Origin of the sequence: Nonomuraea sp. JJY05 (assembly GCF_043496855.1) — a bacterium.
Lineage (GTDB): Bacteria > Actinomycetota > Actinomycetes > Streptosporangiales > Streptosporangiaceae > Nonomuraea.
Map to the genome: position 1 here is coordinate 190,155 of NZ_JBIEIS010000015.1, position 11,552 is coordinate 201,706.

Here is an 11,552-nt window from a genome sequence, read left to right on the forward strand (position 1 = left end):
CCCCTGATAGTACGCACACGACGACAAACAAGGCTGACCCTGCCAGTAGTAGGAACAGCGGTCGTATGCCGAGCAGGGTTCTGGGTGATTTGGCCCAGCTGCGGCAGGCTCGATTCCCCTGACCACCACTTGAAGGGGGATATTTCCATGTTTGTCGCCCAGCGCAACGGCCGGCCGGTGACCGCCGAGGAGTTGGTGCCGCTCGCCTTCGCGGGCTATGCGCATTTCACCGCCATGCAGGTGCGCGGAGGCCGGGTCCGCGGGCTCGACCTTCATCTCGAACGGTTGCGGCACGCCTCGGTGGAGTTGTTCGGCCGGGCGCTGCCCGACGACCAGGTGCGCTCCTACCTGAGGGCGGCGCTGCGGGCCGGGCCGGCCGACGTCTCGCTGACGGCCACGGTGTATTCACCGGCGGGCGAGTTCACCGTGGCCGGGGCCGAGGTGGAGCCCGAGGTACTGGTCCGCACGGGGCCCGCCGCCTCCGGCCCGGCGGGCCCGCTGAGCCTGGCGGCGGTCGAGCACGAACGCGTCCTGCCCGCCCTGAAGCACGTCGGCGAGGTGGCCAAGACCTACTTCCTGCGCCAGGCCGCCGGCCAGGGCTTCGACGACGCCGCCTTCGTCGACCGCCGCGGCCGGCTCAGCGAGGGCTCGATCTGGAACCTGGCCTTCTGGGACGGCACCGCCGTGGTGTGGCCGGTGGCCGACATGCTGACCGGGACCACGATGGCCGTCGTCCGCCGGCGACTCGACCGCCTCGGCGTCCCGCAGCGCGCCCAGGAGATCACCCTCGCCGACCTGCCCGCCCTTGCCGGGGCCGTGGTCATGAACTCGTGGACGCCGGGCGTGCCCGTCCACCGGATCGGCTCCGCGTCCCTGCCGGAGGCGGAGCCCTTCGTACGGCTGCTGCACCGCGCCTACCGGTCCGAACCGCTGACCGCCCCCTGATCCCGGCGTACGTTCAGGACGTCGAGGAACGCGGCGGCGGCCGGTGAGGGGCGCAGGCGGCTCCAGATCAGGTGCTCCACCCGCGTGGGCGGGTCACGGAGCTCGACGACGCGCACGCCGGGGAGTTCGGGCACGAAGGCGGCGGGCATCAGGGCGATGCCCAGGCCCAGGCGGACCAGCCGCGCCATGAGGTCGGCGTTCGTGATCTCGAAGGCGACCTCGCGGCTGACACCGGCGGCGGCGAACGCCTCGTCCGACTGAGCGCGCGCGGCCGTGCCGGCGGGGAAGTCGACGAACACCTCGTCCGCCAGCCGGCGCAGATCCACGCCGCCGGCGTCGGCGAGGGATCCGGCCACCGGGTCGGCCAGGGGGTCGGCCAGGGGGTCGGCCAGGGGGTGGCCGGGCGACACCACCGCGACCAGCTCGCCCCGCGCCAGGACGAGCCCCCGCACGCCCTTCGGCCGCACGCTCGGCGGCAGCCCGAGGAACGCGATGTCCAGGGCGCCCTGCCGGACCTGTTCGGCCAGCTCGTCGCTGGCCCCCACGCGCAGCGTGATCCGCACCTGCGGATGGCGCACGTGAAAGCTCTTCAGCGCGCTCGGCAGGTCGACCGCCGTGACGGTGGGGATGGCGCCGATGGCGAGCCGGCCGCGAAGCTCCCCGGAGGCCGCCGCCACCTCGGCGCGAGCCCGTTCGGCGGCGTCGAGGGCCTGCCGGGCGGCGGGCAGGAACGCCTCGCCCGCGGGGGTCAGCGTGACCCGGCGGCTGGTGCGCTCGAAGAGCCGGGCGCCCAGCTCCCGTTCCAGCCGGGCGATCTGGTGGCTCAGCGCGGACTGGACGACCTGGCAGCGCTCGGCGGCACGGGTGAAGTTCGCCGTCTCCGCCACCGCGACCACGTAGCGCATCTGTTGGAGTTCCACGGATCAATCGTGAATCACGATCGCTGGCGTGACAAATATGCGTTGGACTCATTGATCGTCCCAGCCCCAGGCTAGAGGGCATGACGAACACGACTCCGCGCCCTACGGCGCATCCCCAGGCCACCGGGGCGGCCGACGGCGGCCCGCCGCTGAGCCGCGGACTGCTGCTCCTGATGGCCACGGCCACGGGGCTCTCGGTTGCGAACAACTACTTCGCCCAGCCGCTGCTGGACCTGCTCGGCCGGGAGCTGCGGCTGAGCACCACGATGGCCGGGCTGATCGTGACGGCCGCGCAGGTCGGCTACGGGCTGGGGCTGATCCTGCTCGTGCCGCTCGGCGACCTGATGGAGCGCCGCAGGCTCGCCGTCGTGCTGTACGCGGCCACCGCGGCGTCCCTGCTGGTCTCGGCGACCGCGCCCAACGGCGCCCTGCTGCTGGCCGGCACCGTGCTCACCGCGTTCGCCTCGGTGGCGGCGCAGGTCGTGGTGCCGTACGCCGCCACGCTCGCGGCGCCGGGGCAGCGCGGCCGGGTGATCGGCACGGTGACGAGCGGGCTGATGCTGGGCGCGTTGCTGTCGCGTACGGTCTCGGGAGGGCTCGCCGAGCTCGGTGGCTGGCGGACGGTCTACTGGGTGAGCGCGGTCCTCGTCGCCGGGGTGACCGTGCTGCTGTGGCGCTTCCTGCCGCCCCTGCACACCCCGATCGGGCTGTCGTACCCGGCGCTGCTGCGCTCGACGATCGCGCTGTTCCGCCACGAGCCCGTGCTGCGGTGGCGGGCCGGCATCGCCGCCCTGTCGCTCGCCTCGTTCAACGTGCTGTGGACGGCGGTGACCTTCCTGCTCGCCGGCCCGCGGTACGGCTGGTCCGAGGCGGCCATCGGGCTGCTCGGGCTGGTGGGCGCGGTGGGCACGGTGGCGACGACGGTGGCCGGGCGGCTGGCCGACCGCGGCCACGTGCAGCGGGTCACCGCGATCGGCAGCGCCGCGCTGGCCGCGTCCTGGTTGCTGATCGGCGGGGGCGGGAGCTCGCTCTGGTGGCTCCTGGCCGGGGTGGTCGTCCTCAACGTGGCGCACCAGGCGGTGCTCAACAGCAACCAGAACGTCATCTACGCGCTGCGCCCGGAGATCCGCAACCGGCTCAACTCCGCGTTGATGACGGCCTTCTTCGCCGGCGGCGCCGCGGGCTCCGCGCTGGCCGCGGTGGCGTGGGTGCGCGGCGGCTGGACGGCGGTCAGCGTCCTGGGCGGCCTGCTGGGCTGCGGGATGTTCGTGCTGTGGGTGCTGGAACGCCGGACGAGGGCCGGCGCGTGATGATCACACATGGGAAGGACCTTGCAGTGTCGAACGACAAGATCGTCCTGGTCACCGGCGCGACCGGCGGCCAGGGTGGCGCCGTTGCCCGCAGGCTGCTCCACGACGGCTGGGCGGTGCGCGCCCTCGTCCGCGACCCGGGCAGGCAGGGGGCCAAGGACCTCGCGGCGCTCGGCGCGGAACTGGTCGCCGGCGACCTCGACGACCCCGGGTCGCTGCGCGTGGCGGCGCGGGGCGCGTACGGCGTCTTCAGCGTGCAGCCCGCCGACCTGGCCGACCCGCGCCCGGAAACCGAGGTCCGGCAGGGCAGGAACGTCGCGGACGCGGCCCTGGCCGCGGGCGTGGCGCACCTGGTCTACAGTTCGGTCGGCGCCGTCGGGCGCGGGTCGGGCGTCGCGCACTTCGAGACCAAGGCGGAGATCGAGGCGTACATCGATGCCGTCGGCGTGCCCGCGACGGTGCTGCGGCCGGTGTTCTTCATGGAGAACTGGACGTACCTGATGCCGCAGGCGGACAAAGGTGAACGGGTCGCCTCGATCGCGCTGGACGCGGACACCTCGCTGCAGATGATCGCGCTGGCCGACATCGGCCGGATCGCCGCGGACGCGTTCGGCAAGCCGGCCGAGTACATCGGCAGGACGATCGAGATCGCCGGCGACGAGCTGACCGTGCGGCAGATCGCCGAGGTGTTCAGCAGGGTCGGCGGCGTACCGACCCGGTTCGAGCGCCAGCCGATCGAGGAGCTGCGGGCCGCGGCCGAGGAGGTGGCGAACATGTTCGGCTGGTTCGACGAGAAGGGGTACCAGGCCGACATCGCCGCGCTCCGCGAGCGGCACCCGGGGCTGCTGACCCTCGAGGCGTGGCTGAGCGACCACCGGTAAGAGGCGATCAGTAGGTGGCGCGGCCCCCGCTGATGTCGTAGACGGCGCCGGTGGAGAAGCTGACCTTGTCGGAGGCGAGCCAGGCGATCAGTTCGGCGACCTCCTCGGGCCGGCCGATGCGGCCCATCGGGATGAGGCTGGTGATGTGGGCCAGGGCCTCGGGGCCGGTGGAGGCGTTCATCGGAGTGGCGATGACGGCCGGGGTGATGACGTTGGCCAGCACGCCGCTGGTGGCCAGCTCCTTGCCGAGTGACTTGGTCAGCGCGATGACGGCGGCCTTGGAGGCGGAGTACGGCGCCATGTTCGGGTTGCCGTCCTTGCCGGCCATGCTGGCGATGTTGACGATGCGCCCCCAGCCGCGCTCGCGCATGCCCGGGACGAAGGCGCGGCAGGTGTTGAAGGTGCCGTGCACGTTCACCTCGAAGGTGCGCCGCCAGCCGTCCAGCGGGATCTCCCACAAGGGGGCGTTGGGGCCGACGATCCCGGCGGAGTTGACCAGGATGTCGACCGGTCCCACCTCGTCGGCGGCGGCCTGCACGGCGGCGGCGTCGGTGACGTCGAGGACGAGGTCGGCGCCGTCGGCGATGTCGGCGGTGATGATCGAGACACCTTCCTTCTCCAGACGGAGGGCGGCGGCCTTGCCCAGGCCGCTGACGCCTCCGGTGATGAGGGCGGTGCGGGTCGTCGCCATAAGCACCCAATCTTCCAATAATTGGAAAGAGGATTTATTTTCTGGAAGTTATTGTGAGATTAGCCGATACCCACTTCCCGGAGGAAGCTCTCATTGCGCAGAACTTCCACTTTTCGGAACAGTGGTCTAGCCTTCGGAACATGTCCGAGCTGAGATCCGCGCGCGGCGCCGCGCGCCCCGTCCACCACGCCGACGTCAGCGACCGGCGCCCGCCGGTCGTGGGGGCCCGGTAGTGCGCGCGCTGGTCCTGACCGGCCCGGGCAAGGCCGAGGTCCAGGAGGTCGAGCCACCCGTCGCCGCGCCCGGGCAGGTCATCGTGGACGTCGAGCGGGCCGGGGTGTGCGGCACCGACATGGAGCTGTTCACCGGCGAGATGAGCTACCTGCACACCGGACGGTCGTGGTACCCGCTGCGCCCCGGCCACGAGTGGTGCGGCCGCGTCACCGACGTGGGCGAAGGCGTGGACACCGGCTGGCTGGGCCGCCTCGTCACCGGTGACACCATGCTCGGCTGCGGCCACTGCGAGCGCTGCCGCGCCGGCCGCCACCACGTCTGCGCCGAGCTGTCGGAGATCGGCATCAGCCTCGGCCGCTCCGGAGCGCTGGCCGAGCGGCTCGCCGTACCGGCGACGGCGCTGCACGCGCTGCCGGACACCATGGACCTCACGCTGGGCGCGCTGGTCGAGCCCGGCGGCAACGCGCTGCGCGCCGTCCACGGCGCCGGCCTGCGGCCCGGCGATCGGCTGCTGATCCTCGGCACGGGTACGATCGGCCTGCTGGCAGCGCTGTTCGCCCGCTCCCGGGGGATCGAGGTCCACCTGCTGGGCCGCGACCTCGAAGGGCTGCGCCTGGCCCGATCCCTGGGCTTCACGGGCACGTGGACCCGGCCGTCGCTGCCGGAGCTGCGGTGGGACGCCGTCATCGACGCCTCCAACGCGCCCGAGCTGCCCGCGCTCGCGCTCGACCTCGTCGAACCGGCCGGGCGCGTGGTCTACATCGGCCTGGCCGGCACCCCGAGCACGCTCGACACCCGCTCGCTGCTCCTCAAGGACGTCACCGCCGTCGGCATCCTGGGCGGCTCGGCGGGCCTGGCCGGGACCATCGCCGCCTACGCCGACGGCTCGGTCGACGCCCGCCCGCTCGTGGCCGCCACGGTCGGCCTGGCCGAAACCGCCGGCGTCCTGGCCGGTCACCGCCCCGCCGACGCCGGACCCGGCCCGAAGATCCACATCGATCCACGACGATGACCCTTCCGGCCCGCGATCCGCCGCCTCCGGCGGGCCGCGCGTATTCTCAGGCGCGGCCTGCTCGACCGCGCCGACCGGCGGATCAACGCGGCGGCCCGCCTCAGTCCCTGCCGCGCCACCAGCAGACCAGGACGCCGCCGGCCAGGACCACGGCCGCCACGACGCGGTAGCCGGCGCTCATCCCGTGCGTGGCCGTCACCGTTCCCATGACGGCGACCCCGACCGCGCTGCCGAGCTCGCGGGTGGCGCTGTTGAGCCCGGAGCCGAGCCCGGCCCGCTCGCGCGGCAGCGCCGCCATGATCTCGTGCGAGAGCAGCGGCAGGCACACCCCCATGGCCGCCCCCATGACGACCAGGCCGACGGCGTACACCTGGTACGGCATGGCCGCGTCCGCGAACGACAGCAGCACCAGCCCCGCCACGATCCCCGCCAGCCCGGCCGGGACGGCGGGCCGCGCGGGCAGGCGGCCCGACAGCCGCGACAGGACGATCATGGGGACGACGAGCGGCACGATGGCCACCCCGGTGACCAGCGGCGAGAAACCCTTGACCTCCTGCAGGAAGCGGGCGTTGACGAAGAACATCGCGAACAGCCCGAAGAACGTCACCGCCACGCCCAGCGTCCCCGCCCGCAGCCGCGGCAGCGCGAACAACCGGGGGTCGAGCAGCGGCCGCGCCGCGCGGAGCTGGTGCCCGACGAAGACGCAGAACAGCACGGCCGCCACGCCGATCGCCGACAGCACGAACCCGCTCCCCCATCCCGCCTCGGGCCCCTCGATGACCCCCGCCAGCAGCGCCACGGACGCGGTCGTGAGCAGCACCGTCCCCGGCAGGTCCAGCGGGGTCGACGCCAGGCGGGGCGCCCGCGGCACCAGCACGGCGACCAGCACGGCCAGCACGCCCGCCAGCAGCACCGGCACGCAGAACAGGGCCCGCCACGGCAGGTACTCCATGACCGCGCCGCCGCCCACGTTGCCGACCACCCCGGCGGCGCCGGTGGCGGCGGTCCACGCGGCCACGGCGTGCCCGCGTTCGGCGGCCGGGTAGACGCCGACCGTCAGCGCCAGGGAGGCGGGCATCACCAGGGCCGCGCCCGCGCCGCTGACCGCCCGGGCGGCGATCAGCGTGCCGACGTCCGGTGCGAGCGCGGCCAGCAGGCAGCCCGCCGCGAACACGCCGAGGCCCGCCAGCAGCACCCCCTTGCGGCCGAACCGGTCGCCGGCCGCTCCGGCCGGGATGAGCAGGCAGGCGAAGACGATGACGTACGCGTCCACGATCCAGAGGATCTGGGACGCGGACGGTCGCAGCTCGCTCGCGGCGAGCGTGGGGATGGCGAGGTTGACGGCGGCGACCAGGGCGACCGCGAGGATCACCGAGGCGGCCATCAGGGCCATGATCCGCGTCCGGGCGGGATGGCCGGTTTCTAACGTCATTGCGGGCATGCGAAACCCCCGGTTGTGGAGATGGGTGATGAGTCGAGCGGAGGCCTCCCGCGGAATTCACCGTAAACTCGATCCTGACTTAACCTCAAATGCATCTTTTTCAGGTGATATATGCGTCAGACGCAACCCAGCCTGGACCTGCTGATCGCGCTGGACGTCCTGCTGGAGGAGGGCAGCGTCTCGGCCGCCGCGCACCGGCTGCACCTGTCGGAGCCGGCCATGAGCCGTACGCTCGGCCGCATCCGCAAGGCGATGGGCGATCCCGTGCTGGTGCGCTCGGGGCGGCAGATGGTGCCCACGCCGCGGGCGCTGGCCGTGCAGGGCGAGGTACGGGCGCTGGTCGAGGCGGCCAGGAAGGTGTTCACGCCGCCGGGCCGGCTGGACCCGGCCACGCTGGTACGGCGCTTCACGATCCTGGCCTCGGACGCGGTGATCACGGCCATGAGCGTGGCGCTGCTGACGGAGGCGGCCGCGTCGGCTCCCGGGGTGCGCTTCCACTTCATCCCCGAGGGGTACGGCGACGCGCAGGCGCTGCGTGACGGGAGCGCGGACCTGGAGGTGACCGTGATCTCGGACCCGGCGCCGGAGACGCGGGTCGAGCCGATCATGGCGGACCGGGCGGTGGGCGTGGTCCGTCCCGGGCACCCGCTGCTCGACGGGCCGGTCACGGCGGAGCGGCTGGCGGCGGCCGAGCATGTGATCGCCACCCGGCGGGGCCGCGACGAGGGCCCGGTGGACGAGATCCTGGCCGGCATGGGGCTGACGCGCCGGATCGCGGGCTCGGTGCCGACGTTCGAGGCCTCACTGCTGGTGGTGCGGCGGTCCGACCTGGTGGGGATGACCCCGGAGCGGCTGACCCGGCCGCTGGTGGAGGCTCTGGGGCTGGCGACGTTCCCGATCCCGTTCGCGCTGCCGGAGATGACGCTCTCGCAGGCGTGGCATCCCCGCTACGACGTGGACCCCGCGCACGTGTGGCTGCGCGGCCTCGTGCGCGAGATCCTCGGCCGGCACGGCTGATAAGTGCTCAATTGGTGAGCACTTTGACCGGCAACATGGATTCCATGATGATCCTCGCGGACGCCGCCGCATGGCGGAGCTGGCTGGACGGCCACCACGACTCCATGACCGAGGCCTGGCTCGTGCTGGCCAAGAAGGGCACGGACGACCCCACCAGCCTCACCTACGAGCAGGCCCTGCAGGAAGCGCTGTGCTACGGGTGGATCGACGGCCTGGCCCGCCGCCGCGACGAGTCCACCTACTGCCAGCGCTTCAGCCCGCGCCGGAGGCGCAGCCCCTGGTCCCGGCGGAACATCGCGCGGGTCGAGCGGCTGCGGCGCGAGGGCCGCATGCACCGGGCCGGCCTCGCGGCGTTCGAGCGCGCCGAGGCCGGCGGGTGTCTCCCGGAACCGCTCGACGGCTGAGGGTCACCACCCCGGGCCGGTGACCGGCGATCCGGGGCGGTGACCGGCGATCCGGTTCAGGCGACCTTGGAAGAGCTCGCCGTCCAGGTGTTGCAGGCGCCCGGCTTGCCGGACCTGTAGCCCTTCTCGAGCCAGGAGAGCCGGTTGGCGGTCTTGCCCTGGTACCGGTTCTTCCAGAACTCCGGAACCTTGGCGACGGGCTTCCAGTCCTTGACCTGCCGCCCCACGGCCTTCGCCGACACGCCCACGAAGCAGTCGATCTGCAGGTAGTAGCGGCGGTTCTGCTCGTTCATGATGGCTTCGTCCGCATCGTTCTGGAGCCCCCACCAGGCCTTCCCGATGCCGGTCTGCCCGGTCACGACCCCGCCCCACGTCCTGGTGATGGACGTGAACACCGCGAGGTCGTTCTTGGCCTTGATCCAGTCGGCGGCCAGCCGGACGCGGATGGTCGTGGCGCAGATCTCCGAGAACGAGCCGGAGACGTCCAAGCCGGTGGAGCAGGACTCCTTGTCGTCCGCGTCCTTGAACTCCACCTTCACCGGGGTGAAGTCCTTGATGGCCGGCTTCCAGGCCGTGTTCAGGCAGGCGACGAGCTTGGTGACGTACTTCCTGGTCGACGCGGCGCTCGTGCCCTTGTCCAGCTTGCAGGCGGCCCTGGGCAGCGCGGCCGCCTGTAGAGATCGTTGCTGGTGAGCTCGGGAGCGCCCTTGACCGGCGCGGCGAGCGCCGCGCCGGAGACGAGCGCCAGGCCGGCGGCCGTCCCGGCTAATAGACGAATGATCATAAAGATGGATATTAAGGGGTTGAGATCGCCGAGGGCCTCCGCTTCGACGAAGGGCACGATTGATGAGGGAAGTCACCCCCCAGCTGGTGGTGGACGGTGCCGTGCCGCTGCAGCCGGCGATCTCCCCCGACGGCCGGTGGGTGGCCTACACGGTCACCACGATCGGGCGGAAGGACGAGCATCCGAGCGGGGCGATCTGGGTCGCCGCCACCGACGGGAGCTCGGCGCCCAGGAAGCTGACCGCCGGCACGGCGAAGGACTTCCTCCCGCGCTGGGCCCCGGACTCGGCCTCGCTCTTCTTCGGGTCGGGGGCATCGACCTGCTGATCTCCGGCGGCGTCGCGGACCCGGACCGGCTCGGGATCGGCGGATGGAGCCACGGCGGGTTCATGGCCGCGTGGGCCGTGGGGCAGAGCGACCGGTTCAAGGCCGCGGTGATGGGCGCCGGCATCAGCGACTGGGGCATGCTCGTCGCGACCGGCGAGGGCGGGACCCTCGAGGCGGGGCTCGGCGGCAGCTGCGGCTGGGAGGGCGCCGGCCCGCACCCGCATGACCGGGTCAGCCCCATCTCGTACGCCTCGCGGATCCGCGCCCCGGTGCTGATCCTGCACGGCGAGGAAGTACACGAACGTGCCGCTCGGCCAGTCCGTGTACTTCCACCGCGCCCTGCGGCGGTTCGGCGTCGAGCACCAGTTCGTCGTCTATCCGCGGGAAGGCCACTCCATCCAGGACCGCGGCCACCAGCTCGATCTGCTCGGGCGAACCCGGGCGTGGTTCGACCGATGGCTCGCCGGCTGAACCATCCGGCGATCACGTGCCGGGCGGCGGGGCGGTGCTGCCGCGGACGGCGAGCTCCGGCGTAGGAGCCTGGACCGCGCGGGGCTCCGGGCGCTCGGCCATCGTGTGGAGCAGTTCGGTCGCCGTCAGCATGCCCAGCGCGTACGTGTCGCGGGTCAGGGCGGTGATCGGGGGATGCGGCAGATGGGTGAGGATGGAGTCGTCGAAGGACACGATGGACACCTCGCCGGGGACCGGCACGCCCATCTCCGTGGCCACACCGAGCCCAGCGGCGGCCATGACGTCGCTGTCGTAGATGATCGCCGTGCACCGCGGGCTCGCCTCCAGCAGGCGGCGGGTGGCCGAGGCGCCCTGGGTGTCGGAGTAGTCGGTGGCCACGCTGGCGATGTCGATGCCGAGGCTCTCGCGGGCGTCGCCGATGGCCTGGAGGCGGCGGCGCGTGTGCTGGTAGGACGGTATGCCGCTGACGTGGCCGATGTAGCGGTGGCCGAGCGCGGCGAGATATTCGAGGATGCGGGTCATCGCCCCGTGGTCGTCGACCCAGACGCTGGCCAGCGGCAGCGGGGCCCCGTGGCCGCCCAGGATGACGGCGGGGACGCGCAGGTCGGCGACGAGCCGGGGCCGGACGTCGTCGACCGTGAGGTCGAGCAGCACGAGCCCGTCGACCCGGTTCTCGGCGGCCCAGCGGCGGTAGACCGCCACCTCGGCCTCGGTGTCCTCGACAATGAGGAGCTGGGTGGCGATCCCCTCGTTGGACAGGCGCGACTGCAGGCCGGACAGGAAGTGGGCGAAGAACGGCTCGACGCCCAGCGTGCGGGCCGGACGGGCGATGACGATGCCGGCCACGTCGTTGTTGGCCCCCTTGAGGGCGCGTGCGGCCCGGTGCGGGCGCCAGTTGAGCTCCTCGGCGACCTCGAGGATGCGCTTGCGCGTGGCGTCGCTGATGCCGGGGCGGGCGTTGAACGCCAGTGACACCGCCGACACCGATACCCCCGCCAGCCGCGCGATGTCGGTGCTCCTCAGCCGGGCCGGCGCGGCGCCCGCCAGAGGCTCGGGAGGCTCGGACGAACCCTCTGAGTCCTGAGGCGGAACCTGGTCCTTCGGCGGCATCGATCC

Annotated in this window: 14 protein-coding genes and 1 pseudogene; 10 read left to right on the top strand and 5 right to left on the bottom strand. The window is 72.7% G+C overall.

Annotated features, from left to right (window positions below; translation table 11 throughout):
- Positions 1-147 precede the first annotated feature (147 nt).
- Positions 148-945, top strand: coding sequence for an aminotransferase class IV family protein (locus tag ACFKCF_RS25135; RefSeq protein WP_394497202.1), 798 nt, complete (start codon positions 148-150; stop codon positions 943-945).
- Here the strand turns inward: ACFKCF_RS25135 and ACFKCF_RS25140 are convergent.
- Positions 915-1,865: a LysR substrate-binding domain-containing protein gene (locus ACFKCF_RS25140; RefSeq protein WP_394497204.1), complete on the bottom strand. Its 951-nt coding sequence runs from the start codon at positions 1,863-1,865 to the stop codon at positions 915-917. The two genes, ACFKCF_RS25135 and ACFKCF_RS25140, sit on opposite strands and share 31 nt — an antisense overlap.
- An 80-nt stretch (positions 1,866-1,945) precedes the next feature.
- On the opposite strand from ACFKCF_RS25140, the gene ACFKCF_RS25145 reads away from it, so the two are divergent.
- A complete protein-coding gene (locus ACFKCF_RS25145) occupies positions 1,946-3,175 on the top strand; it encodes an MFS transporter (RefSeq protein WP_394497205.1) in 1,230 nt (409 codons plus the stop codon).
- 26 nt (positions 3,176-3,201) lie between these two features.
- On the top strand, positions 3,202-4,056 hold the full coding sequence (locus ACFKCF_RS25150; RefSeq protein WP_394497207.1) for an NmrA/HSCARG family protein: 855 nt from the start codon (positions 3,202-3,204) through the stop codon (positions 4,054-4,056).
- A gap of 7 nt (positions 4,057-4,063) precedes the next feature.
- Here ACFKCF_RS25150 and ACFKCF_RS25155 read toward each other — a convergent pair whose 3' ends face one another.
- Positions 4,064-4,747, bottom strand: coding sequence for an SDR family NAD(P)-dependent oxidoreductase (locus ACFKCF_RS25155; protein WP_394497209.1), 684 nt, complete (start codon positions 4,745-4,747; stop codon positions 4,064-4,066).
- Between the two features lie 232 nt (positions 4,748-4,979).
- Between ACFKCF_RS25155 and ACFKCF_RS25160 the strand changes: the two genes are divergently transcribed.
- Positions 4,980-5,993, top strand: a complete 1,014-nt coding sequence (locus ACFKCF_RS25160; RefSeq protein ID WP_394497211.1) for a zinc-binding dehydrogenase — start codon at positions 4,980-4,982, stop codon at positions 5,991-5,993.
- A gap of 100 nt (positions 5,994-6,093) precedes the next feature.
- On the opposite strand, the gene ACFKCF_RS25165 is transcribed toward ACFKCF_RS25160, so the two are convergent.
- The gene (locus tag ACFKCF_RS25165) at positions 6,094-7,425 is read right to left on the bottom strand and encodes an MFS transporter (protein ID WP_394497212.1); all 1,332 of its coding nucleotides are present in this window, start codon (positions 7,423-7,425) and stop codon (positions 6,094-6,096) included.
- Between the two features lie 120 nt (positions 7,426-7,545).
- On the opposite strand from ACFKCF_RS25165, the gene ACFKCF_RS25170 reads away from it, so the two are divergent.
- Both ACFKCF_RS25170 and ACFKCF_RS25175 read left to right on the top strand, forming a co-directional pair.
- Complete coding sequence (locus ACFKCF_RS25170; RefSeq protein WP_394497213.1) at positions 7,546-8,451, top strand: LysR family transcriptional regulator; 906 nt, start codon at positions 7,546-7,548, stop codon at positions 8,449-8,451.
- Between the two features lie 44 nt (positions 8,452-8,495).
- Positions 8,496-8,855, top strand: a complete 360-nt coding sequence (locus tag ACFKCF_RS25175; RefSeq protein ID WP_394497214.1) for a YdeI family protein — start codon at positions 8,496-8,498, stop codon at positions 8,853-8,855.
- 56 nt (positions 8,856-8,911) lie between these two features.
- Here the strand turns inward: ACFKCF_RS25175 and ACFKCF_RS25180 are convergent, their stop codons facing one another.
- Positions 8,912-9,394, bottom strand: coding sequence for a hypothetical protein (locus ACFKCF_RS25180; RefSeq protein ID WP_394497216.1), 483 nt, complete (start codon positions 9,392-9,394; stop codon positions 8,912-8,914).
- 4 nt (positions 9,395-9,398) lie between these two features.
- On the opposite strand from ACFKCF_RS25180, the gene ACFKCF_RS25185 reads away from it, so the two are divergent.
- From ACFKCF_RS25185 to ACFKCF_RS25200, 4 genes and pseudogenes are all read left to right on the top strand, one after another.
- The gene (locus tag ACFKCF_RS25185) at positions 9,399-9,548 is read left to right on the top strand and encodes a hypothetical protein (RefSeq protein ID WP_394497218.1); all 150 of its coding nucleotides are present in this window, start codon (positions 9,399-9,401) and stop codon (positions 9,546-9,548) included.
- Positions 9,549-9,701: 153 nt separating this feature from the next.
- On the top strand, positions 9,702-9,965 hold the full coding sequence (locus ACFKCF_RS25190; RefSeq protein ID WP_394497220.1) for a TolB family protein: 264 nt from the start codon (positions 9,702-9,704) through the stop codon (positions 9,963-9,965).
- 35 nt (positions 9,966-10,000) lie between these two features.
- A pseudogene (locus ACFKCF_RS25195) lies at positions 10,001-10,195 on the top strand (prolyl oligopeptidase family serine peptidase); the annotation flags it as partial.
- Positions 10,196-10,268: 73 nt separating this feature from the next.
- Entirely contained in the window at positions 10,269-10,436 is a 168-nt protein-coding gene (locus ACFKCF_RS25200) for an alpha/beta hydrolase family protein (RefSeq protein WP_394497222.1), read from the top strand.
- Positions 10,437-10,448: 12 nt separating this feature from the next.
- Here ACFKCF_RS25200 and ACFKCF_RS25205 read toward each other — a convergent pair whose 3' ends face one another.
- Positions 10,449-11,546 (bottom strand): LacI family DNA-binding transcriptional regulator, encoded by a 1,098-nt coding sequence (locus ACFKCF_RS25205; RefSeq protein WP_394497224.1) that lies wholly within the window; start codon positions 11,544-11,546, stop codon positions 10,449-10,451.
- Between the last annotated feature and the right edge of the window lie 6 nt (positions 11,547-11,552).

What these genes read in the sequence shown, in the direction of transcription:
- ACFKCF_RS25135 (WP_394497202.1), top strand. Translation starts at nt 148, where the DNA reads ATGTTTGTCGCCCAGCGCAACGGCCGGCCGGTGACCGCCGAGGAGTTG.
- ACFKCF_RS25145 (WP_394497205.1), top strand. Translation starts at nt 1,946, where the DNA reads ATGACGAACACGACTCCGCGCCCTACGGCGCATCCCCAGGCCACCGGG.
- ACFKCF_RS25155 (WP_394497209.1), bottom strand. Translation starts at nt 4,747, where the DNA reads ATGGCGACGACCCGCACCGCCCTCATCACCGGAGGCGTCAGCGGCCTG.
- ACFKCF_RS25165 (WP_394497212.1), bottom strand. Translation starts at nt 7,425, where the DNA reads ATGACGTTAGAAACCGGCCATCCCGCCCGGACGCGGATCATGGCCCTG.
- ACFKCF_RS25170 (WP_394497213.1), top strand. Translation starts at nt 7,546, where the DNA reads ATGCGTCAGACGCAACCCAGCCTGGACCTGCTGATCGCGCTGGACGTC.
- ACFKCF_RS25175 (WP_394497214.1), top strand. Translation starts at nt 8,496, where the DNA reads ATGATGATCCTCGCGGACGCCGCCGCATGGCGGAGCTGGCTGGACGGC.
- ACFKCF_RS25190 (WP_394497220.1), top strand. Translation starts at nt 9,702, where the DNA reads ATGAGGGAAGTCACCCCCCAGCTGGTGGTGGACGGTGCCGTGCCGCTG.
- ACFKCF_RS25205 (WP_394497224.1), bottom strand. Translation starts at nt 11,546, where the DNA reads ATGCCGCCGAAGGACCAGGTTCCGCCTCAGGACTCAGAGGGTTCGTCC.